Genomic DNA, 25,996 nt, shown 5'->3' with positions numbered 1-25,996 from the left:
GAAGGAGCAGATGGGCTTCGATTTCGGCGTCGCGCAACCGGTGCGGCTCACGAAGGTGTCGCCGGCGCGGCTGGCGACCTTCGACGACTGCCCGCGCCGGTACCGGCTCGCGTACCTCGAACGGCCGACACCGCAGCGCACCGGGCCGTGGGCGCACAGCACCCTCGGCGCGGTGGTGCACAACGCGCTGCGGGCGCTGTTCGACCTGCCGGTGCTCAAGCGGGTGCCGCAGCGGGCGGTCGCGCTCGTGGCCGAGCACTGGAAGGACGCGGGCTTCGAGAGCGACGAGCAGGCGGCGCGGTACCGGGCGCGGGCCAAGGGCTGGGTGGCGGAGTACGTCGAGGACAACGACGTCACCCACGACCCGGTCGGGCTGGAGCGGTGGGTGTCGGCGCCGGTCAGCCCGTCGCCGGGGGAGCGGCCGTCGATGATCATCGAGGGCCGCGCGGACCGGATCGACGCGCGGGAGGGCGCGCTGGTCATCGTGGACTACAAAACGGGACGGCGGCCGCCGGACGAGTACGAGGCCCGGGCGTCGCAAGCGCTTGCGCTGTACGCGGTCGCGGCGGCGCGGACGCTGCGGATGCCGTGCACGACGGTGGAGCTCCACCACGTCCCCAGCGGCACGATCGCGGCGGCCGAGCACACCCCGGAGAGCCTGCGGCGGCACCTGCAACGCGCGGAAGAGACCGCCGCGGACTTGAGGCTGGCCACGGATACCCTGGACGCGGGCGGCGACGCGGACGTGCTGTTCCCGGCCCGCCCGGACCGGCGTTGCGCCTGGTGCGACTTCAGGCCGAGCTGCGCGGTGGGCCGGCAAACGGCACCCGCGGCGCAGCCCTGGGACCTGCTCGCGCCCTGAACAGGAGGGAACGTGGCCTCACCGGACACCGACGAACTGGCGACCACGCCGCTGCCGACCCCGGCAGCGGGTTCTGTGGCGGAGGAAAGGGCGGCCGAGGCGGGACCGGAGGAACGGGGCCGGCCGAAGCGGATGGAGTCGGCTGCCGGCACTCCGGCGAATGCCTCGCCTGCAGCCAGCGCTCCGGCGGATGCCTCGCCGACTGCGGCCACGGCGGCCGCTGGTGCCGCGGCGGCGAATGCCTCGCCGACTGGGGCCACGGCGGCCGCGGGCGCTGCGGCGGAGGCCTCGCCTGCCGCCGGCGCTCGGGCCGAGGCCTCGCCGGTCGCCAGTTCTCCGGCGGGCGCCTCGCCGGCCGCTGATGCTCCGGCCGGTTCTGCCTTGGCGGAAGCCGAAACCGCGCCGCACCGCCTGGTTGAGCCCGGCTCGGCCGAAGCCGAGACCTCGCTGCGGGAGCGGGTTGAGCCTGAGCGGATCGAGCCCGTTGCCGAGGCCGCCCCTGCTTCACCCGCCAAAGAGCGCGGGCGTTGGTGGCGGGGGTTCACCGGCTCGCTGGCCGCCGGGCTCGCCGTCCTGGCCGTGGGGGTTCTCGCCGTGGCGGGGATCGACCTGTACACCGGTGCGCCCGGGCCTGGACCGGTGCTGCTGATCGGTCACCCGGTCGCGGCCGTGCTGGCCCTGCTGGCTCAGCGCGTCGCCGACCGGCGGAACGGGTCCGCGGCCGTCGGGGCCAGCGTTGCCGTCGTGCTGTTCACCGTCTCGGCGTTGACCCTCTTCTGGCTCGCCTGAGCACGTCCCTACTTCAATGCGGTGAGGGTCGTGCCGCGTTGCTCCAGGAGTACTGGGCCCGCTGCGCCCAGGCGGACGACCCCCGTGTAGCCGCGGCGCTCGACGCCGACCGTGCGGATCGTTGAACCGTCGTTCTCGTTCAGCACCGCCAGGCCGCCCTTGATCGGGACCACCAGTTGCTGCGCGAACGTGATGCCCGGGCCGAGCGCGCTGCTCAGCGTCCAGCGCGGCGAAAGGTTGTCGCGGGACAGGGCGAGCACCTTCGAACCGCTGAACCAGTACACGTTCTGCGTCGTCTGGGTCGTCGCCTCGGTGCCGCCGGGCGGGACCTGGGCCAGGTCGGCAGGCGGCACGTCCAGGGGGTAGGCCGCGCGCTGCGTGCCGTCGCCGTTGTAGATCACCAGGAGCTTCTGGTCCGGGAGCACCACCGCCGTCAGCTCGCCGGACATCGCGACCACGCGGGCCCGCTTGCCCGCCAGCACGCTGCTGAACGACACCTGCGGCTCGTCGTCCTTCTCCGGCGTCGCCTTGTAGACCGTCAGGCGGTCGGCCGGGTCGCCCGGGCAGCGCTCGATCACGCCGACCTTGCCCGACGCCGCCGCGACCGTGCCGTACGTGCAGCCGGTGCGGGGCTGCTTGCCCGCGTTGACCAGCGCCGGGACCTGGCCGTATTCGGCGCTCTTCACCAGGTTGTCGCGCCAGGTGTCGAGCAGCTTCTTGCCCGTCGTGGTCACGTGGGAGCCGTCGCTGACCAGCTGCGTGCCGAGCTCGGCGTTGCCGTTGCGCTGGGCCGTGATCCGCCCGGTGCCCGGGTCGAGCTGCGTGACCTCACTGCAGTTCAGGCTCTTGTGGTAGACGGCGTTGAGCCGCCCCCACGTCTCGTTGACCGTGCACAACGGCAGGTCGCGCGTGTAGTGCCAGCGGATCTGCCCGGTGAGCGGGTCGCGGCCGGCGACTTCGCCGCCGTCGGCGGTGGCCACCGCGTCGCCCGCCGTCGCCGGGACCGGCGTCGCGCCGCTCGGGGCGCTCCACAGCTCGGTCAGCGAGCCGGGCACCTTGTCCGGTGCCGCGGGCAGCGGCGGTGGCGGGGCCGCCTCGGTGTGGTCGGTCGCGGCGCTGTCGCTCGTCGCGCCGACGACCAGCGCGACAGCCACCACGACCACCGCGATCAGCGCGGCGATCACCCGGTCCCGCCCGCGGTTCCAGGGCGAACGACGCGCCTTGACCCGCGGTGCGGCCGGAGTGGTCTCGACGTCCTCGAGGACGTCCTCGGAGCCGTAGTCAGCAGCAGCGTCGGTGGCTTCCGCCGGTACCTCTTCGGGCGCGCTTTCGGGCGCCTTCTCGACGTCGCTCACGTACTCGACCCCCGCTGCTCAGCCTCAGTCTGCCGACGCAGGTGTATCAGACGTGGCCGCGGGACGGCGACGGCGGCGCCGCCGGGCCGGCCGCTCGGCGTTGTCGCCGGCTTCCTTCTCGGTGGCCGGGCCGGTCGCTTCCGGGGCGGTGCCGCGGGTGCGGCGACGCGTCCGGGTGCGGCCTTCCGAAGCGGGTGCTTCGCCGGACTCCGGGGCGGCCGCGTTGTCCGCGGCCTCGATCGCCTCCGCCGCCCGCGAACCGCCGCGGGTCCGCTTGCGCGGGGTGCGGTTGCGCTTGCGCGGGGCGTCTTCCGACGGCTCGGTGGCGGCAGCGGCGGGACCGCGGCCCTGGCCCCGGCCGCGGCGCTTGCCGCCCAGGTCCTCTTCCACCTCGGCGCCCAGGCCCGCGCGGGTGCGCTTGGCCAGCGGCAGCCTGCCTGTCGTGCCCTCGGGGATGCCCAGGTCCTCGAACAGGTGCTTCGACGACGAGTACGTCTCCACCGGCTCGGGCTTGTCGAGGCCGAGGGTGTCCGAGATCAGCTTCCAGCGGGGCATCTCGTCCCAGTCGACGAGGGTGACCGCGACCCCGGTGCGGCCCGCGCGGCCGGTGCGGCCGATGCGGTGGACGTAGGTCTTCTCGTCGTCCGGGCACTGGTAGTTGATCACGTGCGTGACGTCGTCGATGTCGATGCCGCGGGCGGCGACGTCGGTCGCCACCAGGACGTCGACCTTGCCCGAGCGGAACGCGCGCAGGGCCTGCTCACGCGCGCCCTGGCCGAGGTCGCCGTGCACGGCCGCGGCGGCGAAGCCGCGCTCGACCAGGTTGTCGGCCACCTTCTGCGCGGTGCGCTTGGTGCGGCTGAAGATCATCGTCAGGCCGCGGTCGGCCGCCTGCAGCACGCGGGCGATGACCTCGGGCTTGTCCATCGAGTGCGCCCGGTAGACGAACTGGGTGGTGCGCTCGTGGATCGCGCTCGCGTCGTTCTCTTCGGCGCGGATGTGCGTCGGCTGGCGCAGGAACGTGCGGGCCAGCGTGATGATCGGGCCCGGCATGGTGGCCGAGAACAGCATGGTCTGCCGCTCGTCCGGCACCATCCGCAGGATGCGCTCGATGTCGGGCAGGAAGCCCAGGTCGAGCATTTCGTCGGCCTCGTCCAGCACGAGCCCGCGGACCTTGCCCAGCACCAGGTGCTGCTGCTCGGCCAGGTCGAGGAGCCGGCCCGGGGTGCCGATCACGACGTCGATGCCCTTGCGCAGGGCCTCGATCTGGGGCTCGTACGGGCGGCCGCCGTAGATGGCCAGGGTGCGGATGCCGAGGTGCTTGCCGGCGCCCTTGAGGTCGTTGGCGACCTGGATGCACAGCTCGCGGGTCGGGACCACGACGAGCACCTGCGGGGTGCCGTCGCCCGGGACCTGCACGCGGTGCAGCAGCGGGACGCCGAAGCCCAGGGTCTTGCCCATGCCGGTGCGGGCCTGGCCGATGAGGTCGTCGCCGGCCATCGCCAGCGGCAGGGTGAGCTCCTGGATCGCGAAGGTGCGCTCGATGCCGGCCTCGCCGAGGGCCTTGACGATCTCCGGCTTGACGCCGAAGGACGCGAAGGTCGGGGCTTCGGGCTCGACCTCGACGCCCGCCTGCAGCGGGTGCGACGTGTCGAGCGCGGCCGGGCCGGTCTCGCTGTGCTCCAGCGCGACGGCGGGGGTCTGTTCGGTTGTGGGAATTTCTGCGGTCAGGGTGATCGCCTCTCTCGTGACCAGCGCGCACAGCCGTGGGTCCGCTCGACACTCGACCGGGAGTAAACCCTGGTCCCTGGCGCTGAACTGGAGCGCGGAACCGGTCCGTCCCGGGAATGCCGGAAGAGGCGTGCACGCACATTGCAGTACGTCGACAGGCCACGTGACCTGCCTGTTTCCCGACGCCGGTATGACGTACGGAAGCTTCTATATCAAACGCAGTGTACCTGGTCAGCCGTTTTTCGACAGTACCCGGCACGCCGGAACCCGTGTGATCGGTCTCGTCCCGACACGCCCGGGTGCTTCGGCGATACCCTGGCCGCCGTGACCGAGCCGAAAGAGATCAGCGAAGGCGTAGTCGACCTTCTGGGTGTGATCGCCTATCTCGAACTGTCCGCCTTCGACCGGCTGGCGGAGGACGCGCGCAGCGCGCCCACCCTGGCCGGGCGGGCCGCGCTGGCGACCATGGCGGCCGCCGAGATCGGTCACTACGGCCTGCTGTCGGAGCACCTGGCCGCGCACGGCGTCAAGATCGAGGACGCGATGGCGCCGTTCGTGGCCCAGGTCGACGCCTGGCACGCCTCGACGCCGCCGAAGTCGTGGCTGGAGTCGCTGGTCAAGGCCTACGTCGGCGACGGGCTGGCCGCCGACCTCTACCGGGAGATCGCCAGCTGGCTCGACCCGGAGACCAAGGACCTCGTGCTCACCGTGCTCGCCGACACCGGTCACTCCGCCTTCGCCGAACGCGAGGTGGCGGCCGGCATCGAAGCCGACCCCAAGACCCGCGACAAGCTCGCCCTGTGGGGGCGCCGCCTGCTGGGCGAGGCCCTGACCCAGGCCCAGTACGTCGTCGCCGAGCGCGACGGGCTGGCCGAGCTCATCATCGGCGGCTCGGGTGACCTCTCCGGAATTGCCGCGCTGTTCCGGCGGTTGCAACAGGGGCACACCAAGCGCATGCAGGCGCTCGGCCTGGGTTGATCCCGATGGAGTTCCAAGACGCGACGACGCGGCCGGGTGCGGACATGCGCCACCGCAACGACCCGGTTCGGTTAGCCTTGCCGGGCACATCCCTTTCGAATTTCCAGCGGAGGTCCCACGTGGAGGTCAAGATCGGCATCAAGGACACCCCGCGCGAGCTGGTGGTGTCCAGTGGCCAGTCTCCCGAAGAGGTGGAGAAGCTGGTCGCCGAGGCCCTGACGGCCGGTGACGGGCTCTTCCGCATCAACGACGAGAAGGGGCGCAAGTACATCGTCCCCTCCGACCGCATCGCGTACGTCGAGATCGCCCCCTCCGACGTCCGCAAGGTCGGCTTCGGCGTCGGCGACTGACCCACTCTTCAAGCCGGTGAAGGCCACCTCGGGACGTTCCCGGGGTGGCCTTCACCGGTTCGTTCACGGCCCTGGCCTCGATCGGCGGGGTCAGTCGCCGCAGGGCGCCGACCGCGGTGGCCGAACACGCCCGGGTGCCCCTCGCGGCGGGCCGCACGGGACCGGCCCTCCCCAGTTGCGATCGCAGGCTGGGGCCCCTGCCGGTGAGCCACCCCGGCCCTCGCGGGCTTTCAGGCGTTGAGTTCTTCCAGCGTCGTCGGGACGTGGAACGGCGGGGTGCTCGTGCCCATGATCCGGTACCGCCCCCACGGGTCCGGGTCCGACAGCTCGCCCGTCGCCGAGTGGGCGCCCGCCTGGATGGACACCGCCTTCTTCTTGCCGCCCGCCAGGCGGGTCAGCTCCTCGTTCACCGCTACCCGGCCGTACCAGCGGTAATACCCGTCGATCGGCTGGAAGTAGCCGCGCAGCTCGACCTCCGCCGTCAGCGAAACCCCGTCGACCACCAGGGTCGCCGGTCCGCTGTAGCCGTCTTCGTCGTGCTCGCTCATGACGTCTCCTCCAAGGACTCCGAGGTGCGGCCCAGCTGGACCACCTTGTTGGCCTCCAGGGGCTGGTTCGGGTCGATGACCACGCCGTTCTGGCGGGTCAGCCCGTCGATGGCCGCCCAGATGATCTGCGTCAGGTACTCGACGACGGCGTCGCGGCTCATCGAGCGGCGGTCCAGCCACCACTCGCCCGTGTTCTGGACCATGCCGACGATGCCGTGCGCCCACGGCTCGGCCGCGCCGGAATCCATGTTGAACATCCGCATGTAGTCGCCGAGCAGCGCGGTCAGCGCGGACGCGATCAGCTCCTTGTCCTCGGCCACGACGTCCGACGACACCGGCTTCTCCGGCCGCCCGTGCGCGAGCAGCCGGTACAGGTTCGGGTGCTCCTCGATGACCGTGAAGAACGCGTCGAGCGCCATGCGGATCCGCGGCACCGGCGCCAGCTCGGCGTTGATCGCCGGGATCAGGCGCTCGAAGAGGATCTCCGTGCCGCGCTGGCCGAGGGCCACGTAGAGGTCGGCCTTGTCGTCGAAGTGCCGGTACAGGACCGGCTTCGTGACGCCGGCCTCCGCGGCGACGTCCTCCATGCCGAGGTCGGGGCCGTGGGTGTCGAGTGCCCGCAGCGCGGCCTCGACGAACTCCTTGCGCCGCGCGATCCGGTGCTTGCGCCAGCGGTCGCGCCGGGCGTCGCCGGTCGCCTCCTCGTCGCGCGACGAGTGCTTGGACGGCTTGCCGGAGCGCTTGACACGTTCGATCACGGAGGTCATGCTACCAGAGGTAACTGTTACCTCAAGTTACAGGTTGCGGAAGGGGTGTCGGCGATGACGCGGACGCTGAAGGAACCGGATCGCGAAAAGACCGCGGACCGCCTGCTGAAGTCGTCGGCGAACAAGTTCTACGACCCCGACGTCGACATCGACTGGACGGCGCCGCTCGTCGAGGGCAAGCGCTTCATCCTGGACGAACGCTCGTCGCTCTACGGCACCGACCTCTGGGACAAGCTGACCCCCGAGCAGCGCATCGAGCTGGGCAAGCACGAGGTCGCGAGCATCGCGACCACCGGGCTGTGGTTCGAGATCCTCCTGATGCAGATGCTGCTCAAGGAGGTCTACGAGCAGGACCCGACGTCCGCGCACGCCCAGTTCGCGCTCACCGAGATCGCCGACGAATGCCGGCATTCGACGATGTTCGCGCGGATGGCGACGCGGATCGGGTGCCCCGCCTACGGCCCCGTGTCGTGGCTGCGGCGCCTCGCGAAGCTGATGCCGTCGATCTCCTACGGCCCGGCGCGCTACGGCGCGATCCTGGTCGCCGAGGAGGTCCTGGACCGGCTGCAGCGCGAGCAGATGAACGACGAAGGCGTCCAGCCGCTGGTCCGGATGGTCAACCGGATCCACGTGCTGGAAGAGGCGCGGCACGTCACCTTCGCCCGCGAAGAGGTCACGCGCGGGATGGCGAAGCTGTCGAGGGCCGAGATCGCCTACCAGCAGTTCATCATCGCGCTCATCTCGTACTTCGTGACGCGGGCGTTCATCAACCCGCACGTCTACAAGGCGGTCGGCATCCGGCCGCGTGACGGCGTCGAAGCCGCCCTGAACAACCCGCACTGGCAGGGGACGATCGCGTGGGCCGGGGAAAAGATCATGCCGTTCCTCGAGGAGTCCGGCCTGGTCGGGCTGCCCGGGAAGTACTTCTGGCGCAAGTCGTTCCTGCTCCCGGCGGGCCGATGACGACCGCCGAGCGGCTCCGCAACCCGTCGAGCGAGCACCGGTTCGTCGCGAGCGACGGCGCCGCGCTGCACGTCTCGCAGTCGGGGCCCGACGGCTCCGACGGCTCCACTGCGACGCTCGTGCTCGTCCACGGCTGGACCCAGGACCACCGGACCTGGGACTTCGTGCTCCCGCACCTCGACCCCGGCGTGCGCGTGCTGCGCTACGACCTGCGCGGTCACGGCGGTTCGGCACCGGCCCGGCCGGGCACGGCGTCGATCGCCCGCCTCGCCGACGACCTCGCCGAGCTGATCGCCGACCGCGTCCCGCAGGGCCCGCTGGTGCTGGCCGGGCACTCGATGGGCGGCATGACGCTGATGGTGCTCGCCGAACGGCACCCGCAGCTGGTCGCCGGCCGGCTGGCGGGCGCGGCGTTCGTCGCGACGTCGTCCGGGGACATGGACCGGCTGACGCTCGGGTTCCCGGGCCTGGTCGGCCGGAGCGTGACGCGGTTCGAGCCGCGGCTGGCGAAGCTGCTGGCCGGGCTGAAGTCGGACACGCTGCGGCTGCGGCCGGGGATGGTCCGCTCGGGCGCCCGGCGGCTCGTCTTCGGCGACCGGCCGGGGCGGGCGCAGGTGGACAGCGTCGTCGAGCAGCTGCTGTGCACGCACCCGGCGAGCGCGGGGCTGTTCCTGGACGCGATCGCGTCCCACCGCGGCGTCGGCGGCCTGGGCGCGCTGTGCGACGTGCCGTCGGTGGTGCTGGCGGGGGAGAAGGACCGGCTCTGCCCCCTGTCCCACGCGAAGGTGATCGCGGACGAGCTGCCGCACGCGGAGTTCGTCCGGTTCCCCGGTGCCGGGCACATGCTCCCGCAGGAACGCCCGTACGAAGTGGCCCGCCGGATCTCCGCGCTGGTCCGGGTGGCCGCCACCCGCTGACCCGAAGCCGTGAAGGCCTCCTCACGGTCATGAAGCCGGGGAGGAGGCCTTCACGGCTTGTCAGGAGTCCTTGAGCGGGAAGCCGCCGCCGATGCCGCGCCAGGCCAGGTTGGCCGTCAGCGCCACCGCTTCCTCGCGGCTCATGGACTGGTGGTGCTGCAGCCAGAACCGGGCGCTGACCTGGCTCATCCCGACCAGCCCCACGGCCAGCAGCCGCGCCTTGTCCTCGTCGAGGCCCGCGTCCGCCGTGATCGTCTCCGTGATCGCGTCCACGCTCGCCGACGTCGCCCGGTCGACCGCCTCCTGGACCGCCGGCTCGCCGCGCAGGTCGGACTCGAACACCATCCGGAACGCGCCCGCGTCCTCGCTGACGAAGTCGAAGAACGCGCCGACCGTCGCCGGGACGCGCTGCTTGTTCTCCGTCGTCGAGTCCAGCGCGTTCTGCACGCGCTTCACCAGCTCGTCGACGTGGCTCTCCAGCAGCGCGATGTACAGGTCGAGCTTGCCGGGGAAGTGCTGGTAGAGCACCGGCTTGCTGACACCGGCCACTTCGGCGATCTCGTCCATCGCGGCAGCGTGGTAGCCGTTCTCGGCGAAGACCCGCTGCGCCGCCGCGAGGAGCTGGGCCCGGCGCTCCGTCCGGGGCAGGCGCACCCCTCGTTGCTGCAACCGCGTCATCTCCGTCATGCGCTTCCTCCCGTCTTAGGCCCTTCGACGGGCGGGGTCGCCACCGCGTGAAGTCGTCCTGAAGATTACTCGTCGGTACGCATGCCTTGCCAAGGGTCGGGCATCCTGGATTCGTGAACACCCCCGTGACCACGCGGGCGCCGCTGACGCACGTGCCGCTTTCGACCAGGGAACTGCCCTCGCTCGACCCGGTCCCGCCACCGTGGCCGGCGACGTTCGAGGAGGTCGGCACCGCCCGCCTCCACGTCCGCCGCACGCCGGGCCCGGACGGCGTGCGCGCGGTGTACGTGCACGGCCTCGGCGGTTCGTCGACGAACTGGACCGACCTGGCCGCGCTGCTCGCGCCGGTCGCCGGCGGCACCGCGCCCGACCTGCCCGGCTTCGGCTACTCCGAGCCCGAAGAGGGCTTCGACTTCAGCCTCCAGGCCCACGCCGAGGTCGTCGCACGGCACATCGAGGACGTCGGCGCGCCCGTCCACCTGCTCGGCAACTCCATGGGCGGGGCGATCGCGCTGCTCATCGCGGAACGGCGGCCGGAGCTGGTGAAGACCCTGACGCTCATCTCGCCGGCCATGCCCGACCGGCGGCTCGACCCGCGGCGGCTGTCGGACCCGCGGATGGCGCTGGCCTACCTGCCGCTGATCGGCGCGCGGGTGCGGGCGCAGCTGGCCGCGCTCGGGCCGCGGGAACGCGCCGCGCAGGTCATCAAGCTGTGCTTCGCGGACCCGTCGCGGTTCCCGGAGAGCCGGCTCGACGAGCTGACCGAGGAACACGGCGCCCGCGCGGGGTTCGCCTGGGCCGCGCCCGCGATGGCGCGCAGCACGTTCGCCATCTTCCGGGCGTGGTCGACCCTGGGGAAGGCGTCGCTGTGGGCCGCCGCGCCGCGGGTGCGGGCGCCGACGCTGGTCGTGTGGGGCCGCGAGGACCGCGTGATCTCCGTGCGCCGCGCCGTGCGCACCGCGCGGGCGCTGCCCCGGGCGCGGCTGCTGGTGCTGCCGCGCACCGGTCACGTGCCGCAGATGGAACGCCCGGTCGCCGTCGCGAAGGCCGTCCTCGGGATGTGGGAGCACGTCGAAGCGGGCACCTGGTAGCCCGATCGAGTGACAACAACCCCCGGGCGGCTCCGCCAGTCGCCGATAACGGTTCGGTGGCGCTGTGGCACCCTGGTGCGGTGGACCGGGTGAAGCACGACGCGCGAGGCGAAGATCGGCGGGCTCCCCACCGTGCGTCCGCCCGCCGCGCGGCGCCGGACGCCCAGGAGCCCGAAGCCGGGCAGTACCGCCCGTCGAAAGCGCCGGCTCTGCGCGTCAGCGAGGACCGTTACCGCCCCGGCGGCCGCCGGACCAGCGCCGAGCCGCTGAGCGCCTCCTGGAAGCCGCGGGTCGAGGCGCCGCGGGAGAAGAAGGAACCGCCGCCGAACACCGGCCTGTCGAAGCTCACCAAGACCTACGGCTGGCGCGTCTACGCCCTGCCGATCCTCGTCGTGCTGACCGTGCTCGTGGTGGTCAACACCGCCAACAGCCCGGCCCAGCCGATCGCCGAGCAGGGCGCCGGGCCCGCCGTCGAGTCGGCGGGCGGTGACACCTCCGGCGGCGCCATCGACGGCAACGGCGAGCAGGCCATCCCGGAGAACCCGGCCACCCCCGTCGACCTCAAGGTGCCGACCGCGGACCTGCCGAACGGCAGCCCGTTCACCCAGGCCGGCGCCGGGAAGTGGCACGTCGTGCCGGGCAGTGGCCCGAAGGTCGGCACCGGGAAGCTGTACACCTACACGATCGAGGTCGAGGACGGCATCGACCCGGCCAGCTACGCCGGCGACGACGCCTTCGCGGCCGCCGTCGAGGGCACCCTGTCCGACCCCCAGAAGGGCTGGACCTGGGACGGCAAGATCGCGCTGCAGCGCGTCGACGCCAGCTTCCCGAACCCGTCGTTCAAGGTGAGCCTCACCACGCCCGAGACCACCCACCGGGCCGACGCCTGCGGCTTCCAGATCAAGTTCGAGGCGTCCTGCTACCGCAAGAGCCTCGGCCGGGTGCTGATCAACCTCGCCCGCTGGGTGCGCGGCGCCAAGGCGTTCAACGCGGACATGACCGGCTACCGGCAGTACGCCATCAACCACGAGGTCGGGCACGCCCTGGGCAACCAGCACGTCGGCTGCGGCGGCGAGGGCCAGCCGGCGCCGGTGATGATGCAGCAGTCCTTCGGCGTGGACGACAACTACGTGTCGATGCTCAACGACATCCCCGGTGGCGACAAGGGCAAGGTCGCCAAGGACGGCCGCACCTGCGTCCCCAACGCCTGGCCGAATCCCACTCCGAAGTCGTAGGCCTTCTCAGCATCCGGGACAGGGAAGGCTTATTTGCCTGCGCGCGTTGTGCATAGTGGGATGGACGCGATCCGCGCGAGATGGAGGACCCGATGTCTGCACTGCCGCCGCTCGTCGAGCCGGCTGCCGAGCTCACCAAGGAAGAGGTGGCCCGGTACAGCCGTCACCTGATCATCCCGGACGTCGGGGTGACCGGGCAGAAGCGGCTGAAGAACGCGAAGGTCCTGGTCATCGGCGCCGGCGGCCTCGGCAGCCCCGCGCTGCTGTACCTGGCCGCCGCCGGCGTCGGCACGCTCGGCATCGTCGACTTCGACGTCGTGGACGAGTCGAACCTGCAGCGCCAGGTCATCCACGGCCAGTCCGACGTCGGCAAGCTCAAGGCCGCGTCCGCGCAGGAGTCGATCGCCGACGTCAACCCGTTCGTCAAGGTGCACCTGCACACCGACCGGCTGGACTCGTCGAACGCGCTCGAGATCTTCGAGCAGTACGACCTGATCGTCGACGGCACCGACAACTTCGCCACCCGCTACCTGGTGAACGACGCCGCCGTGATCCTCGGCAAGCCCTACGTCTGGGGCTCGATCTTCCGGTTCGAGGGCCAGGTCAGCGTGTTCTGGGAGGACGCGCCGAACGGCAAGGGCCTCAACTACCGCGACCTCTACCCGGAGCCGCCGCCCCCGGGCATGGTCCCCTCCTGCGCCGAAGGTGGCGTGCTGGGCGTGCTGTGCGCGTCCATCGGCTCGATCATGGTGACCGAGGCGATCAAGCTCATCACCGGCATCGGCGAGCCGCTGCTCGGCCGCCTGATCAGCTACGACGCGCTGGAGATGAAGTACCGCGAGGTCAAGATCCGCAAGGACCCGGAGACCCCGAAGATCACCGAGCTGATCGACTACGAGGCGTTCTGCGGCGTGGTGTCGGACGAGGCCGCGCAGGCCGCGTCGGGCAGCACCATCACCCCCGCCGAGCTCAAGGCCAAGTTCGACAGCGGCGAGAACTTCGCCCTGATCGACGTCCGCGAGCCGCACGAGTACGAGATCGTCAACATCAAGGGCGCGACGCTGATCCCGAAGGACCGGATCCTCTCGGGCGAGGCGCTGGCGGAGCTGCCGCAGGACAAGCCGATCGTCCTGCACTGCAAGTCGGGCGCGCGCTCGGCCGAGGCGCTGGCCGCCCTGCACGCGGCCGGCTTCAAGGACGCGACGCACCTCGGCGGCGGCGTGCTCGCCTGGGCCAAGCAGATCGACCCGAGCCTGCCGACCTACTGACAGTGGTGCCCGTGAAGGCCGCCTCCGGCTCCGGAGGCGGCCTTCACGGCGTTTGGCGGGCGCCGAGAAACCCTGCGTGACCAGCGCGTCTTCTCGAACGTGGAACACCCGGCCGGGTAACGTCACCAGCGTGCGGTCAACCCTCGAACGTCCTCCGGGCCACGTCTGCGCGGCCTTCGGGGGGCGCGCCGACGGCAGCGAACCGCTGCCGGATTCGGCGGCGTGGCGCTGCGGCGACCTCGTGCTCAAGCCGGTCACCGACAAGGCCAGGACCCTGTGGACCGCCCGCGCGCTCGACTACGTCGACGAGCCGGGACTGCGGGTCGCGAAGCCGGTCCGGTCGACCGACGGCCGCTGGATCGTCGGCGGCTGGACGGCGTCGAGGTTCGTCACCGGCACCCCCGAGCACCGCGGCGACGAGGCGGTGCTGGCGGCGGTCAAGCTGCACCGGGCCACCACCGGCCTGCCCCGGCCGGACTTCCTCGCCGCCCGGCAGGACGTCGACGCCGTCGCCGACCGCGTCGCCTGGGAAGAGCTCGAGGTCCCGCTGGAGGAGACGAAGGGCGGCCGCTGGTTCGAGGTCCTCGCCGGCGCCCGCCGCCCGATCCGGCTGCCCGCCCAGGTCGCCCACGGCGAGCTCCTGGCCGGGCTCCTCTTCGACGGCGACGCGGCACCCGGCGTCGTCGACTTCGTCCCGTACTACCGCCCGGGCGAGTACGGCGCGGCGATCGTCGCGGTCGACGCCCTGGCGTGGGGCGGGGCGACGCGGGAGCTGCTCGAACGCTGGGCGCACCTGCCGGAGTGGCCGCAGCTGCTGCTGCGCGCGGTGCTGTTCCGGTTGGCGTCCAACGCACTGAACCCGCGGTCGACGCAGGCGTCGCTGGACGGCCTGCGCGCCGCGGCGCGCGAGGTTTCCGGCGTTCTCTGAGCTCGCTTTCGCCGATGTGGACGCCGAACTGTGGCCAGGAGCCGTGGGCTCCGCGGGTGACCTGGGCGACATCCGGCGCCCGTTGTGACCGACGTCGCAACGGGCGCCGTTACGTCCGGAGCCGGTCCCCCTGACCTCCGGACTCCCGTTCCGTGGACACTTATCTCACCGGGCGGGCGGCGGACACACCGCCGTAATGTCAACTGCCTGAAACATTCGGTCGAATCCGGTTAACAAGGCCTCCTTAGCGTCAGGGCAACCCCGAAACGCCGAGGAGGTGCCCGTGCCGCAGGTCGACACCCACTGCCCGTACTGCGCGCTGCAGTGCGGGATGAGCCTCGACGGGGCCCGCGTGACCCCGCGGGACTTCCCGGTGAACGCCGGCGGCCTGTGCCAGAAGGGCTGGACCTCCGGCAGCCTGCTCACCTCCGCGGCGCGGCTGACCACCCCGATGATCCGCGTCGACGGCGCGCTCGAGCCGGTCGGCTGGGACTTCGCCCTCGACCACGTCGCCCGCAAGCTCGCCGAAATCCAGGGTGAACACGGTCCGGACGGCGTCGCGATCTTCGGCGGCGGCGGGCTGACCAACGAGAAGGCCTACCTGCTCGGCAAGTTCGCCCGCGTCGCGCTCGGCACCTCGCAGATCGACTACAACGGCCGGTTCTGCATGTCCTCGGCCGCCGCCGCGGGGATCAAGGCCTTCGGGGCCGACCGCGGGATGCCGTTCCCCGTCACCGATCTCAAGAACGCCGACGTCGTGCTGCTCGCCGGGGCGAACCCGGCCGAGACCATGCCGCCGTTCACCCAGCACCTGCGCGGCACCGACCTGATCGTCGTCGACCCGCGGCGCACCCCGACCGCCGAGCTGGCGAGCCTGCACCTGGCCCCCGCTCCCGGCACGGACCTCGCGCTGGCGCTGGGCATCCTGCACGCCGTCGTCGCCGACGGCCACCTCGACCAGTCCTATGTGGACGACCGGACGAACGGCTTCGGAGAGATGTGGCGGATCGCCGCGTCGTGGTGGCCGGAACGCGCCGAGCGCGTCACCGGCGTCTCGGCCGCCGACATGCGCCTCGCCGCCGCGAAGCTCGCCACCGCGCGCAACGCCTACATCCTCACCGCGCGCGGCACCGAGCAGCACGCCACCGGCACCGCGACCGTCGGCGCCTGGATCAACCTCGCTCTCGCGCTCGGCCTGCCGGGCCGCCAGGGCTCCGGTTACGGCTGCCTCACCGGCCAGGGCAACGGCCAGGGCGGCCGCGAGCACGGCCAGAAGGCCGACCAGCTGCCCGGCTACCGCAAGCTCGACGACCCCGCCGCGCGCGAGTACGTCGCCGGGGTTTGGGGCGTGGAGCCGGACAGCCTGCCCGGGCCCGGCCGCTCGGCGAGCGAGCTGCTGGAGGCGCTCGGCCAGGAGAACGGCCCGAAGGCGCTGATGGTCTTCGGCAGCAACGTCGTCGTCTCGGCGCCGCGCTCGCAGCGCGTCCAGGACCGGCTGGGCGCCTTGGACTTCCTGGTCGTCGCGGACTTCGTCCTGTCGGAGACCGCGGCCATGGCCGACGTCGTCCTGCCGGTCACGCAGTGGGCCGAAGAGGACGGCACGCTCACCAACCTCGAAGGCCGGGTCCTGCTGCGGCGCAAGGCCTTGAACCCGCCGGTCGGCGTCCGGTCCGACCTGGACGTCCTCGCCGGGCTCGCGTGCCGGCTGGGGCAGCCCGAGGAACGCTTCCCCGTCGACGCCGAGACCGTCTTCGAGGAGCTGCGGATCGCGTCCAAGGGCGGGATCGCCGACTACTCCGGCGTCAGCTACGACCGGCTGCGCGCGGGCGAGGCCCTGCACTGGCCGGTCCCGGAAAACGACCACCCCGGCACCCCGCGGATGTTCCTCGAGTCGTTCGCCCACCCGGACGGCCGCGCGCGGTTCGTGCCGGTCGAGCACACCGGCCCGGCCGAGCTGCCCGACGAGGAATTCCCCTTGCAGGCCACCACCGGCCGCGTCCTGCAGCACTACCAGTCGGGTGCGCAGACGCGGCTGATCGGGGAGCTCAACGACGTCGTCCCGGAGGTGTTCGTCGAGGTCCACCCGGACACGGCCAAGCGCGCCGGGCTCGAAGAGGGCGACCCCGCCCGGATCCGGTCCCGGCGCGGCGAAACCGTGGCCAAGGTGCGGTTCGTCCAGAGCCTCAAGCCGGACCTGGTCTTCCTGCCGTTCCACTTCCCCGGTGAGCAGCGCGCCAACCTGTTCACCAACCCGGCGCTCGACCCGGTCTCCCGGATGCCGGAGTTCAAGGTGTGTGCCGTGTCCTTGTCTACTGTGGATGGTGCCGCATGAGCCCCCGTGAAGTTGTCATCGTCGGCTACGGCATGGCCGGCGCCCGGCTCGCCGACGAGATCCGCCGCCGCGACCCGATCGCCGAACGCGTCCGCCTGACCGTGCTCGGCGCCGAAAAGCACGCCGCCTACAACCGGGTGCTGCTGTCCGCCGTCGTCGCGGGCGGGATGAGCGCCGAGAGCGTCCGCCTGCACGACGACGAGTGGGCCGCGCGCCACAACATCGACCTGCGGCTCGGCGTCGACGTCACCCGCATCGACCGCGAGAAGCGCTGCGTCGAGCTCGGCGACGGAACCTGCGTGGACTACGACGCCCTCGTGCTCGCCACCGGCGCCAACCCGTGGATCCCGCCGGTCGAGGGCCTCGAAGCCGGCCCCGGCGTGGTCGCCTTCCGCAGCCTCGACGACTGCGCCAAGATCCTCGACGCCGCCCGCTTCGGCGCGCCCGTCGCGGTGCTCGGCGGCGGCCTGCTCGGCCTCGAAGCCGCCCGCGGCCTGGCCGGGCGCGGCAACCAGGTGACCGTCGTGCACCCGCTGGGCCACGTCATGGAGCGCCAGCTCGACCCGGCCGCCGGGCACGTGCTGGCCCGCCAGCTCACCGACATGGGCGTGACGTTCAAGTTCGGCGCCACCGCCGCCCGGTACCTGCCCGGCGACGGGCTCAAGCTCGACGACGGCAGCCTCGTCCCGGCCGACCTCGTCGTGGTCGCCGCCGGCGTCCGCGCCGAGACGAGCCTGGCCGCCGAAGCCGGCCTCGACGTCGACATGGGCATCCTCGTCGACGACGTGCTGCGCACCAGCGACGGCCGCATCCACGCCCTCGGCGACTGCGCCCGCCACCCCGGCGCCCCGGCCGGGCTGATCCAGCCCGCGTGGGAGCAGGCCGAGGTGCTCGCCGACGTCCTCACCGGCACCAACGCGGCCGCCCGCTACCGCGGCACCACGGCGGTCACCCGGCTCAAGGCCCGCGGCATCGACCTGGCCGCGCTGGGGGAGACCCAGCTCGAGGTGGGCGACGCCGCCACCGAGGTGCTCACCTTCAACGACCCCACCGGCGGCCGGTACGGCAAGCTCGTCGTCCGCGAAAACCGCGTCGCCGGGGCGATCCTGCTCGGCCTGCCCGACGCGGCCGCGACCATCACCCAGTTCCACGACCGCGGCACGCTGCTGCCCGACAACCGGCTCGCCGTCCTGCTGGGCCGCGCGCTGCCCAGCGGCAGCACCCCGGCGGCCAGCCCGGCCGACCTGCCCGCGGCGGCGGTGATCTGCCGCTGCAACAACGTCACCAAGGGCCGGCTGATCGAGGCCTGGAAGGCCGGGGCCACCGATACTCCCGCACTGGCGCGGGCCACGCGAGCCACGACGGGCTGCGGCGGGTGCACCGACACCGTCGGCGGCATCGCGAACTGGCTCGCCGCGCAATGACCATCCCGAACCGCCGCACGAAGGAGAACCCCGTGGCCCACCAAGGAAAGCACTGGATCGAGCACTGGGAACCGGAAAACGAGGAGTTCTGGGAGTCGACGGGCAAGAAGGTCGCCCGCCGCAACCTGTGGTTCTCGGTCTTCGCCGAGCACATCGGCTTCTCGGTCTGGACCCTGTGGTCGGTCATCGTCCTGTTCATGGGCAAGGACTACGGCTTCTCCGCCGCGGACAAGTTCCTCCTCGTCTCGACGCCGACGCTGATCGGCGGCCTGATGCGGCTGCCCTACACCTTCGCCGTGGCCAAGTTCGGCGGCCGCAACTGGACGGTCGTGTCCGCCGCGCTGCTGCTGATCCCGGCCGTGCTGGCCGCGGTCGTGCTGCACCCTGGCACGTCGCTCGGCACGTTCCTGCTGGTCGCGGCCCTCGGCGGCGTCGGCGGCGGCAACTTCGCGTCGTCGATGACGAACATCAACACCTTCTACCCCGAGAAGCACAAGGGCTGGGCGCTCGGCCTCAACGCCGGCGGCGGCAACCTCGGGGTCGCGGCGATCCAGCTGGTCGGGCTGCTGGTGATCGGCACGGCGGGCGCCACCGCCCCGCGGATCGTGCTCTACACCTACATCCCGCTGATCGTGGTTGCCGCGGTGTTCGCGTACTTCTACATGGACAACCTCGCCACCGTGAAGGGCGACACCAAGGCGATGCGCGAGGTCGTCAAGGAGCCGCACACCTGGGTGATGTCGTTCCTCTACGTCGGCACGTTCGGCTCGTTCATCGGCTACAGCTTCGCCTTCGGCCTGGTGCTGCAGAACCAGTTCGGCCGCACGCCGCTGCAGGCGGCCGCGGTGACGTTCCTCGGCCCGCTGCTCGGTTCGCTCTCGCGGCCGGCGGGTGGCTGGCTGTCCGACCGGATCGGCGGCGGCAAGATCACCTTCACGACGTTCATCGGGATGGCGCTGGCGACGGTCGTGCTGATCCTGGCGTCGACGTCGAAGTCCCTGACGCTGTTCACGATCTCCTTCATCGTGCTGTTCGTGCTCGCCGGGGTCGGCAACGGCTCGACGTACAAGATGATCCCGGCGATCTTCCGGGCGAAGGCGAAGATCGCCATCGCGAACGGCGCCGAGGAGGCGGCCGAGCTGCTCAAGGCCCGGCGCCTCTCCGGTGCCCTGATCGGACTGGCCGGCGCGATCGGCGCCGAGGGCGGCCTGTTCATCAACCTGGCGTTCCGGCAGTCGTTCGCCGACGCCAAGAGCGGGGTGCCCGCCTTCATCGGGTTCCTGGTCTTCTACGGGCTCTGCTTCGCCGTCACCTGGGCGGTGTACCTGCGGAAGCCCGCCGAACAGCCCACGAGTGAGCGCGGTCTGGCGCTCGCGGGAGCGGAGGTCTGACATGCCCACCTTGGTCGTCGCCGGACACGGCATGGTCGCCCACCGGCTCGTGGAGGCGGTGCGCGCGGAAGACCCTTCCGGCAGCTGGCACGTCGTCGTCCTGTCCGAGGAGCCGCGCCCGGCGTACGACCGGGTGGCCCTGACGTCCTACGTGGACGGCTGGGACCCGGCTTCGCTGGCGCTGCCCGGCTCGGACTACGCGGACGACCCGCACGTCGAGCTGCGGCTCGGCGCGCTGGTCACCGAAGTGGACCGGGCCGCCAAGACGGTCACGATCGCGTCCGGGGAGTCGCTGCCCTACGACGCGCTCGTCCTGGCCACCGGCTCGCGGCCGTTCGTGCCGCCGGTGCCCGGGCACGACCTGCCCGGCTGCTTCGTCTACCGGACCATCGAGGACCTCGACGCGATCCGGGCGGCGGCGCAGAAGCCGGGCCGGGGGCGGCGCGCGGCCGTCGTCATCGGCGGTGGCCTGCTCGGCCTGGAGGCCGCGAAGGCGTTGCGGGACATGGGTCTTTCCCCGCACGTCGTCGAGATGGCGCCGCGGCTGATGCCGCTGCAGGTCGACGAGGGCGGCGGCTCGCTGCTGCGGCGGCTCATCGCGAACCTCGACGTCACCGTCCACACGGGAACGTCGACCGACGCCATCGAGGCCGACCGCGGCCGGCTGCTGGCGAAGCTGGGCAACGGCACCGAGCTGGACGTCGACCTGGTCGTGTTCTCGGCCGGCGTCCGGCCGCGCGACGACCTCGCGCGGCAGTCCGGGCTGGAGGTCGGCCCGCGCGGCGGGGTGCTCGTGGACTCCTCGTGCCGGACCAGCGACCCGTCGGTGTACGCCGTCGGCGAGTGCGCGGCGGTCGAAGGCAAGGTGTACGGCATCGTGGCGCCGGGGTACGCGATGGCGGAGATCGTCGCCGCGCAGCTGACCGGCGGCTCCGGGACGTTCCCGGAGCCGGACACGTCCACGAAGCTGAAGCTGATGGGCGTCGACGTCGCTTCCTTCGGCGACGCCCACGCGGCCACCGAGGGCGCGCTGGAAGTCGCCGTCAACGACGCGGTCGCCGGGACGTACAAGAAGCTCGTGGTCACCGACGACGGCAAGACGCTGCTCGGCGGCGTGCTCGTCGGCGACGCGACCGAGTACAACACCCTCCGGGCGCTGGTCGGCCGTCCGCTGCCGGCCGAGCCGGGCGCGATCCTCGCCCCGGCGGGCGGCGGCGCCGCGGTGGGCGTCGACGCGCTGCCCGACGCGGCGCAGATCTGCTCGTGCAACGCGGTCTCCAAGGGCGCGATCACCAAGGCGATCCACGAAGACGGCTGCGACACCGTCCCGAAGCTCAAGGCGTGCACCCGGGCGGGCACGGCCTGCGGGTCGTGCGTCCCGCTGCTGGGCAAGCTGCTCAGCGCGGCCGGTGTCGAGCAGTCGAAGGCCGTCTGCGAGCACTTCCCGCAGTCGCGCGCGGAGCTGTTCGAGATCGTGCAGGCCACGCGGATCGCGACGTTCAGCGAGCTGATCGCCCGCTACGGGTCGGGCAGCGGCTGCGCGGTCTGCAAGCCGGCGGTCGCGTCCATCCTCGCCACCCTCGGCAACGGGCACGTGCTCGGCGGCGAGCAGCTGACGCTGCAGGACACCAACGACCGGTTCCTGGCGAACCTGCAGCGCAACGGCACCTACTCGGTCGTCCCGCGGATCCCCGGCGGCGAGATCACGCCGGAGAAGCTGATCGTGATCGGCGAGGTGGCCAAGGAGTTCGGGCTCTACACCAAGATCACCGGCGGCCAGCGGATCGACCTGTTCGGGGCGACCGTGGACCAGCTGCCGCTGATCTGGCGCAAGCTGGTCGACGCCGGGTTCGAGTCCGGGCACGCGTACGGCAAGGCGCTGCGCACGGTGAAGTCGTGCGTCGGGTCGACGTGGTGCCGCTACGGCGTGCAGGACAGCGTCGGGCTGGCCATCGAGCTGGAGCTGCGCTACCGCGGCCTGCGGTCGCCGCACAAGCTCAAGTCCGCGGTTTCGGGGTGCGCCCGGGAGTGCGCGGAGGCGCGGAGCAAGGACTTCGGCATCATCGCCACGGAGAACGGCTGGAACCTCTACGTGGGCGGCAACGGCGGCACCACGCCGCGGCACGCCGACCTGCTGGTGTCCGATGTGGACACCGAGACGCTGATCCGGACCATCGACCGGTTCCTCATGTTCTACGTGCGCACGGCCGACCGGCTGCAGCGCACCGCCCCGTGGATCGAAGAGCTGGACGGCGGGCTCGACCACCTGCGCGCGGTGATCGTCGACGACTCGCTCGGCATCTGCGAGGACCTCGACGCGGCGATGGCCAAGCACGTCGACAACTACGCCGACGAGTGGAAGGGCGTCCTGGAGGACCCGGAGAAGCTGGCCCGGTTCACCTCGTTCGTCAACGCGCCGGGCACGCCCGACCCGGCGATCTCGTTCCGCTCGGAGCGGGAGCAGAAAGTGCCCGTGATGCTGGGAGTTCCGGAGGTGCGCCGATGACGACGTCCATCGAACGAACCTGGACGGCGGTCTGCCCCGCCGGCGCCGTGCCCGAGTACGCCGGAGTGGCGGCGCTGCTCGACGGCGGGGTGCAGGTGGCGATCTTCCGGCTGCCGGGCGAGCGCTGGTACGCCTTGTCCAACTGGGACCCGTGCAGCGGCGCGGCGGTGCTCTCGCGTGGCATCGTCGGTGACGCGGGCGGGGTCGCCGTGGTGGCTTCGCCGGTCTACAAGGAACGGTTCGCGCTGGACACCGGGCAGTGCCTGGACGCCGAGGACGTCTCCGTCCCGGTGTACGACGTGCGCGTGCGGGAGGGCGTAGTCGAAGTGGAGTCCCCGTGACGGAAGTGCTCCCGCTGGCCGGTTTCGTCATCGGCATCACCGCGGCGCGCCGGGCTGACGAGCTCGGCGCGCTGCTGGTGCGCAAGGGGGCGAGCGTCCGCTACGGCCCGGCGATCCGGATCGTGCCGCTGACGGACGACACCGAGCTGCACGCGGCGACCACCCGGTTGCTGTCCTCGCCGGTGGACGCGGTGGTGGCGACGACCGGTATCGGCTTCCGCGGCTGGCTGGAGGCCGCCGAGGGGTGGGGGCTGGGGGAAGCGCTGGTTTCCCGCCTTTCGGCGGCTTCCCTGCTCGCGCGCGGCCCGAAGGTGACGGGCGCGCTGCGGGCGGCGGGGCTGTCGGAGTCGTACTCGCCGGCGTCGGAGAGCAACGCGGAGCTGCTGCAGCACCTGCTCTCGTCGGGGGTCGAGGGCCTGCGGATCGCGGTCCAGCTGCACGGCGAGCCGCTGCCGTACTTCGTGGACACCCTGCGCGCGGCGGGGGCGGAGGTCATCGAGATCTCGGTGTACCGCTGGGTCGGCCCGGTGGACCCGGGCCCGGTCGACCGCCTGCTCGACGGGGTCCTGGACGGCTCGATCCACGCGTTGCCGTTCACGAGCGCCCCGGCGGCGGCCTCCCTGCTGGGGCTGGCCCGCCGGACGGGACGGCTGCCGGGGCTGGTCGCGGCGTTGTCGGGCCCGGTGGTGGCGGCCTGCGTCGGCCCGATCACGGCCGCGCCCCTGGCGGCACTGGGGGTGCCGACGGTCCAGCCCCACCGCGCGCGGATCGGGGCACTGGCCCGCACGGTGGCGGAGACCCTGGTGGCACGGTCCCCGAGGCTGCGAGCGGGAGGACGGTCCATCGAGCTACGCGGCCAGGCAGCCATCGTGGACGGCGAGTGGCGCGAGGTGGCCCCGGCCCCGATGGCGCTGCTGCGGGCGTTGGCGGCTTCGCCGGGCCGGGTGGTGTCGCGGCGCGAGCTGATCTCGGCGTTGCCGGGGGGTGGCGAGGAGCACGCGGTGGAGACGGCGATCGGGCGGTTGAGGACGTCGTTGGGGGGCGGGAAGGTGGTGCAGACGGTGGTGAAGCGGGGGTACCGCCTGGCGGTGGACGCCTGAGCTGCCGACGCTGGGCCCGCCCGCGCTTCGAGCGGGCCCAGCCTCGGATCAGTGCGCGTCCTCGCGGGCGTAGACCTGGCAGTCGCCGAGGGGTGCGTCCTGGCTGTCGGAGAGGCACGCGGAAACGAACGCCGCTCCGCCGGCGACGTCCGCCGGGACCGAGAAGGGCGTGAACGCCCCCTCGCGGACCGGGCACAGGAGATCGGTCTTCCCCATACCCAGCTCGTGCAGGCGCAGGTCCCAGGTCCGGACGTACAACCGCTGGCACACGCTGTAGACCTTGCGGGTCCCCGTCACCCCGACCGAGCGGTTGTACCAGGTCAGCGTGCCCTGGGTGTAGGAATTGCCGTAGGGGACGTTGAAGTGGGACGTCGGGTAGGTGGTCGCGGCGGCCTGCGCCACCGGTCCGGTCAGCAGACCCAGCGCGGTCGCGGCCACCGCCGCCGCGGCCGTCGCCCTGGTCCGTATCGGTCTCCGTCGCATCGGCTGCTCCTGGTCTCGAAGGTGGTCCGGCGACACCTTCACGCCTCGGGGTGCGGAACGGCTTAGCCGTGTCAGCGGCCGTGTCAGTGCGGTGGCTCCCGGATGTCAGCGCGACCGGCGATCGTGGCTTCACACCCGAAAACGAGACCACAGGAGACCACGATGCAGAAGTTCGCCACCGCCGCCCCGATCGCCACCGTCCTCGACATCCCCGCCGGCCGCGCCCGGTTCGTCGCCGGTGACCACGCCGACACCGCCGTCGACGTGCGGCCCGTCGATCCGGCGAAGAGCCGGGACGTCAAGGCCGTGGAGCAGACCAAGGTCGAGTACCGGGACGGCGTCCTGCGGATCGAGACCGCGGCGAAGAACCAGTTCTTCGGCCCGTCCGGCGCCGTCGACGTGACCGTCCAGCTGCCCGAAGGCTCCCGCGTCGAGGTCAAGGCCGCCAGCGCCGAGCTGCGGGGCGTCGGCCGGCTCGGCGACGTCACCGTCGACAGCGCCCACGGCGAGGTCACCTTCGACGAGGCCGCGAGCGTCCGCCTCACCACCCACGCCGGCGACGTCTCGATCGGGCGCCTCACCGGTTCCGCCGAGATCGGCACCGGCAAGGGCGACATCCGGATCGCCGAGGCGGTCGGCGGCACCCTGGTGCTGAGCACCCAGGCGGGGGACGTCTCGGTCGGCGCCGCCGCCGGGGTGTCCGCCTCCCTCGACGCGGGCACCACCTACGGCCGGATCCGCAACGCCCTCAAGAACAGCGAGGGCACCGCGGGCCTGACCATCCGGGCGACCACGGCTTACGGCGACATCGACGCCCGCAGCCTGTGACGGGACCGGGCCGGTGTCAGCCGACCCAGGTGACGGCGTGCTTCCCGAACCCCCGTGCCGCCGCGACCCGCTCCGCCTCCGCTTCCGCTTCCTCGCGGACCGCGGGGCGGAGCGGGTCGAACGCCGTCACCGTGAACGTCAGCTTCGCGCCGCTGCCCTTCGTGCGCCACGTCCCCGCGACGTCGCCGTCCGCCAGCAGCACCCCCGGGTTGCCCAGCATCTTCCAGACCTCCTTGCGGCGCGCCGGATCCGGCACCAGCAGGGCCTTGTCCCGCGCCTGGACGAACGGGTCCAGCGGCGGCAGCAGCCGCACCACGTCCGGTTCCGGCGGGTTCTCCAGCGCCGGGAGGCGGTCGGCGGGCAGGTGCCGGACCTTGCCGTCGACCTTCACCGAAGCCAGGTCCGACGGCCACGTCCGGTCCAGCACCGCGCGAGCCGTCCCCACGAACTCCGCCGCCTCGCCGGGGGACGCCGGGCCGTTGAGCCGCAGGTACCGCGAAACCACCGCGGTCGCCGCCGCCGGGTCCGGCGACTTCCGCATCCGGCCGCGGCCCTCCAGCGGGGCCAACGTCGCCGGCGACGCCCCGGCGACCAGGCGGACGCCGCCGTGCGGGGTCGCGATGCGCATCAGCTGCTCCTGGATGTGCGTCGCGTTGCAGCCCCGGCACCAGCGCGAGAACGACGGCGGCAGCTTCTTCGTCACCGCGGCCGAAACCGCCCCCTTCGTCATCGGCTCCTTGACGGCGGCCCGGATCGCGGCCGCCGCCGTGAACACCACTTCGCGCGCGTCCAGCCCGGTCGCCGCCATTTCCTTGCGCTGCCACAGCATCCGGGCCAGCGCGTCGGCGTCGTCCAGCGGAACCAGGGCCCGGACCACCTCGGGCAGGTCCGACCGCAGGTGGTAGTGCGGGGCGCCCCGCAACGTCCAAGCCAGGGCCAGCCGCTCGTCGTCCTCGAGGGACACCGGGCCGTCGAGCCGGGCCACGAGGGCGAGCAGCGCGGTGTCGCGCATGCTGTCCTGCAGCCCGGCCCGGACGACGGCGAGCCCGGCCAGGTCCCGCGCGGTGCGGTGCAGCCCGTGCTCGGCGATGCGGTAGGCGAGTACCTGACGGCGGTCCACGG

24 protein-coding genes are annotated in these 25,996 nt (G+C 72.3%); 17 read left to right on the top strand and 7 right to left on the bottom strand.

What is annotated here, in order from left to right:
- Positions 1–10 precede the first annotated feature (10 nt).
- On the top strand, positions 11–862 hold the full coding sequence (locus tag ACH54P_RS23935) for a RecB family exonuclease (protein ID WP_489916604.1): 852 nt from the start codon (positions 11–13) through the stop codon (positions 860–862).
- Positions 863–874: 12 nt separating this feature from the next.
- On the top strand, positions 875–1,651 hold the full coding sequence (locus ACH54P_RS23930) for a hypothetical protein (RefSeq protein WP_489916289.1): 777 nt from the start codon (positions 875–877) through the stop codon (positions 1,649–1,651).
- A gap of 8 nt (positions 1,652–1,659) precedes the next feature.
- On the opposite strand, the gene ACH54P_RS23925 is transcribed toward ACH54P_RS23930, so the two are convergent.
- On the bottom strand, positions 1,660–3,006 hold the full coding sequence (locus tag ACH54P_RS23925; protein WP_489916287.1) for an Rv3212 family protein: 1,347 nt from the start codon (positions 3,004–3,006) through the stop codon (positions 1,660–1,662).
- 24 nt (positions 3,007–3,030) lie between these two features.
- Complete coding sequence (locus ACH54P_RS23920) at positions 3,031–4,506, bottom strand: DEAD/DEAH box helicase (protein ID WP_489916285.1); 1,476 nt, start codon at positions 4,504–4,506, stop codon at positions 3,031–3,033.
- 555 nt (positions 4,507–5,061) lie between these two features.
- Between ACH54P_RS23920 and ACH54P_RS23915 the strand changes: the two genes are divergently transcribed.
- Entirely contained in the window at positions 5,062–5,715 is a 654-nt protein-coding gene (locus tag ACH54P_RS23915) for a ferritin-like fold-containing protein (protein ID WP_489916283.1), read from the top strand.
- A gap of 119 nt (positions 5,716–5,834) precedes the next feature.
- Positions 5,835–6,065, top strand: a complete 231-nt coding sequence (locus ACH54P_RS23910; RefSeq protein ID WP_013223016.1) for a DUF3107 domain-containing protein — start codon at positions 5,835–5,837, stop codon at positions 6,063–6,065.
- Between the two features lie 230 nt (positions 6,066–6,295).
- Here the strand turns inward: ACH54P_RS23910 and ACH54P_RS23905 are convergent, their stop codons facing one another.
- Entirely contained in the window at positions 6,296–6,613 is a 318-nt protein-coding gene (locus ACH54P_RS23905; RefSeq protein WP_489916281.1) for a DUF4873 domain-containing protein, read from the bottom strand.
- Positions 6,610–7,380, bottom strand: coding sequence for a TetR/AcrR family transcriptional regulator (locus tag ACH54P_RS23900; protein ID WP_489916279.1), 771 nt, complete (start codon positions 7,378–7,380; stop codon positions 6,610–6,612). Before ACH54P_RS23900 ends, ACH54P_RS23905 begins: the two co-directional genes overlap by 4 nt.
- 54 nt (positions 7,381–7,434) lie before the next feature.
- On the opposite strand from ACH54P_RS23900, the gene ACH54P_RS23895 reads away from it, so the two are divergent.
- Both ACH54P_RS23895 and ACH54P_RS23890 read left to right on the top strand, forming a co-directional pair.
- Positions 7,435–8,343 (top strand): AurF N-oxygenase family protein, encoded by a 909-nt coding sequence (locus ACH54P_RS23895; RefSeq protein WP_489916277.1) that lies wholly within the window; start codon positions 7,435–7,437, stop codon positions 8,341–8,343.
- Positions 8,340–9,260, top strand: coding sequence for an alpha/beta fold hydrolase (locus ACH54P_RS23890; RefSeq protein WP_489916275.1), 921 nt, complete (start codon positions 8,340–8,342; stop codon positions 9,258–9,260). Before ACH54P_RS23895 ends, ACH54P_RS23890 begins: the two co-directional genes overlap by 4 nt.
- A 60-nt stretch (positions 9,261–9,320) precedes the next feature.
- Here the strand turns inward: ACH54P_RS23890 and ACH54P_RS23885 are convergent, their stop codons facing one another.
- Positions 9,321–9,947 carry a TetR/AcrR family transcriptional regulator gene (locus tag ACH54P_RS23885; protein ID WP_364556813.1) on the bottom strand — a complete coding sequence of 209 codons (627 nt, stop codon included), beginning with the start codon at positions 9,945–9,947 and terminating at the stop codon, positions 9,321–9,323.
- Positions 9,948–10,060: 113 nt separating this feature from the next.
- Between ACH54P_RS23885 and ACH54P_RS23880 the strand changes: the two genes are divergently transcribed.
- The 10 genes from ACH54P_RS23880 to ACH54P_RS23835 all read left to right on the top strand — a co-directional run bounded on the left by ACH54P_RS23880 (position 10,061) and on the right by ACH54P_RS23835 (position 23,563).
- A complete protein-coding gene (locus tag ACH54P_RS23880) occupies positions 10,061–11,038 on the top strand; it encodes an alpha/beta fold hydrolase (protein ID WP_489916272.1) in 978 nt (325 codons plus the stop codon).
- 80 nt (positions 11,039–11,118) lie between these two features.
- Positions 11,119–12,273, top strand: a complete 1,155-nt coding sequence (locus ACH54P_RS23875; protein WP_489916270.1) for a DUF3152 domain-containing protein — start codon at positions 11,119–11,121, stop codon at positions 12,271–12,273.
- Between the two features lie 92 nt (positions 12,274–12,365).
- Entirely contained in the window at positions 12,366–13,541 is a 1,176-nt protein-coding gene (gene moeZ / locus ACH54P_RS23870; protein WP_364463537.1) for an adenylyltransferase/sulfurtransferase MoeZ, read from the top strand.
- A gap of 130 nt (positions 13,542–13,671) precedes the next feature.
- On the top strand, positions 13,672–14,469 hold the full coding sequence (locus ACH54P_RS23865; RefSeq protein ID WP_489916268.1) for a TIGR02569 family protein: 798 nt from the start codon (positions 13,672–13,674) through the stop codon (positions 14,467–14,469).
- A 283-nt stretch (positions 14,470–14,752) separates the two neighbouring features.
- Positions 14,753–16,801, top strand: coding sequence for a molybdopterin oxidoreductase family protein (locus ACH54P_RS23860; protein ID WP_489916266.1), 2,049 nt, complete (start codon positions 14,753–14,755; stop codon positions 16,799–16,801).
- On the top strand, positions 16,798–18,225 hold the full coding sequence (locus tag ACH54P_RS23855) for an FAD-dependent oxidoreductase (RefSeq protein WP_489916264.1): 1,428 nt from the start codon (positions 16,798–16,800) through the stop codon (positions 18,223–18,225). Before ACH54P_RS23860 ends, ACH54P_RS23855 begins: the two co-directional genes overlap by 4 nt.
- Entirely contained in the window at positions 18,222–19,616 is a 1,395-nt protein-coding gene (locus ACH54P_RS23850; RefSeq protein ID WP_489916262.1) for a nitrate/nitrite transporter, read from the top strand. The genes ACH54P_RS23855 and ACH54P_RS23850 overlap by 4 nt, the downstream gene beginning before the upstream one ends.
- A 1-nt stretch (position 19,617) precedes the next feature.
- On the top strand, positions 19,618–22,122 hold the full coding sequence (gene nirB, locus ACH54P_RS23845; protein WP_489916260.1) for a nitrite reductase large subunit NirB: 2,505 nt from the start codon (positions 19,618–19,620) through the stop codon (positions 22,120–22,122).
- Positions 22,119–22,463 carry a nitrite reductase small subunit NirD gene (gene nirD, locus ACH54P_RS23840; protein ID WP_489916258.1) on the top strand — a complete coding sequence of 115 codons (345 nt, stop codon included), beginning with the start codon at positions 22,119–22,121 and terminating at the stop codon, positions 22,461–22,463. Before nirB ends, nirD begins: the two co-directional genes overlap by 4 nt.
- Positions 22,460–23,563, top strand: coding sequence for a uroporphyrinogen-III synthase (locus ACH54P_RS23835; protein ID WP_489916256.1), 1,104 nt, complete (start codon positions 22,460–22,462; stop codon positions 23,561–23,563). The genes nirD and ACH54P_RS23835 overlap by 4 nt, the downstream gene beginning before the upstream one ends.
- A gap of 48 nt (positions 23,564–23,611) precedes the next feature.
- Here ACH54P_RS23835 and ACH54P_RS23830 read toward each other — a convergent pair whose 3' ends face one another.
- Positions 23,612–24,046, bottom strand: coding sequence for a hypothetical protein (locus ACH54P_RS23830; protein WP_489916254.1), 435 nt, complete (start codon positions 24,044–24,046; stop codon positions 23,612–23,614).
- Positions 24,047–24,208: 162 nt separating this feature from the next.
- Between ACH54P_RS23830 and ACH54P_RS23825 the strand changes: the two genes are divergently transcribed.
- The gene (locus ACH54P_RS23825; protein ID WP_489916252.1) at positions 24,209–24,874 is read left to right on the top strand and encodes a DUF4097 family beta strand repeat-containing protein; all 666 of its coding nucleotides are present in this window, start codon (positions 24,209–24,211) and stop codon (positions 24,872–24,874) included.
- 16 nt (positions 24,875–24,890) lie between these two features.
- Here ACH54P_RS23825 and ACH54P_RS23820 read toward each other — a convergent pair whose 3' ends face one another.
- Entirely contained in the window at positions 24,891–25,994 is a 1,104-nt protein-coding gene (locus tag ACH54P_RS23820) for a DNA glycosylase AlkZ-like family protein (protein WP_489916250.1), read from the bottom strand.
- Between the last annotated feature and the right edge of the window lie 2 nt (positions 25,995–25,996).

It is taken from the genome of Amycolatopsis sp. N2S4-7 (assembly GCF_058119595.1).
This window is presented reverse-complemented; position numbering and strand designations above follow the sequence as displayed.

What these genes read in the sequence shown, in the direction of transcription:
- ACH54P_RS23825 (WP_489916252.1), top strand. Translation starts at nt 24,209, where the DNA reads ATGCAGAAGTTCGCCACCGCCGCCCCGATCGCCACCGTCCTCGACATC.
- nirD (WP_489916258.1), top strand. Translation starts at nt 22,119, where the DNA reads ATGACGACGTCCATCGAACGAACCTGGACGGCGGTCTGCCCCGCCGGC.
- ACH54P_RS23900 (WP_489916279.1), bottom strand. Translation starts at nt 7,380, where the DNA reads ATGACCTCCGTGATCGAACGTGTCAAGCGCTCCGGCAAGCCGTCCAAG.
- ACH54P_RS23855 (WP_489916264.1), top strand. Translation starts at nt 16,798, where the DNA reads ATGAGCCCCCGTGAAGTTGTCATCGTCGGCTACGGCATGGCCGGCGCC.
- ACH54P_RS23890 (WP_489916275.1), top strand. Translation starts at nt 8,340, where the DNA reads ATGACGACCGCCGAGCGGCTCCGCAACCCGTCGAGCGAGCACCGGTTC.
- ACH54P_RS23885 (WP_364556813.1), bottom strand. Translation starts at nt 9,947, where the DNA reads ATGACGGAGATGACGCGGTTGCAGCAACGAGGGGTGCGCCTGCCCCGG.
- ACH54P_RS23895 (WP_489916277.1), top strand. Translation starts at nt 7,435, where the DNA reads ATGACGCGGACGCTGAAGGAACCGGATCGCGAAAAGACCGCGGACCGC.
- ACH54P_RS23830 (WP_489916254.1), bottom strand. Translation starts at nt 24,046, where the DNA reads ATGCGACGGAGACCGATACGGACCAGGGCGACGGCCGCGGCGGCGGTG.
- ACH54P_RS23850 (WP_489916262.1), top strand. Translation starts at nt 18,222, where the DNA reads ATGACCATCCCGAACCGCCGCACGAAGGAGAACCCCGTGGCCCACCAA.
- nirB (WP_489916260.1), top strand. Translation starts at nt 19,618, where the DNA reads ATGCCCACCTTGGTCGTCGCCGGACACGGCATGGTCGCCCACCGGCTC.
- ACH54P_RS23935 (WP_489916604.1), top strand. Translation starts at nt 11, where the DNA reads ATGGGCTTCGATTTCGGCGTCGCGCAACCGGTGCGGCTCACGAAGGTG.
- ACH54P_RS23905 (WP_489916281.1), bottom strand. Translation starts at nt 6,613, where the DNA reads ATGAGCGAGCACGACGAAGACGGCTACAGCGGACCGGCGACCCTGGTG.
- moeZ (WP_364463537.1), top strand. Translation starts at nt 12,366, where the DNA reads ATGTCTGCACTGCCGCCGCTCGTCGAGCCGGCTGCCGAGCTCACCAAG.
- ACH54P_RS23920 (WP_489916285.1), bottom strand. Translation starts at nt 4,506, where the DNA reads ATGGCCGGCGACGACCTCATCGGCCAGGCCCGCACCGGCATGGGCAAG.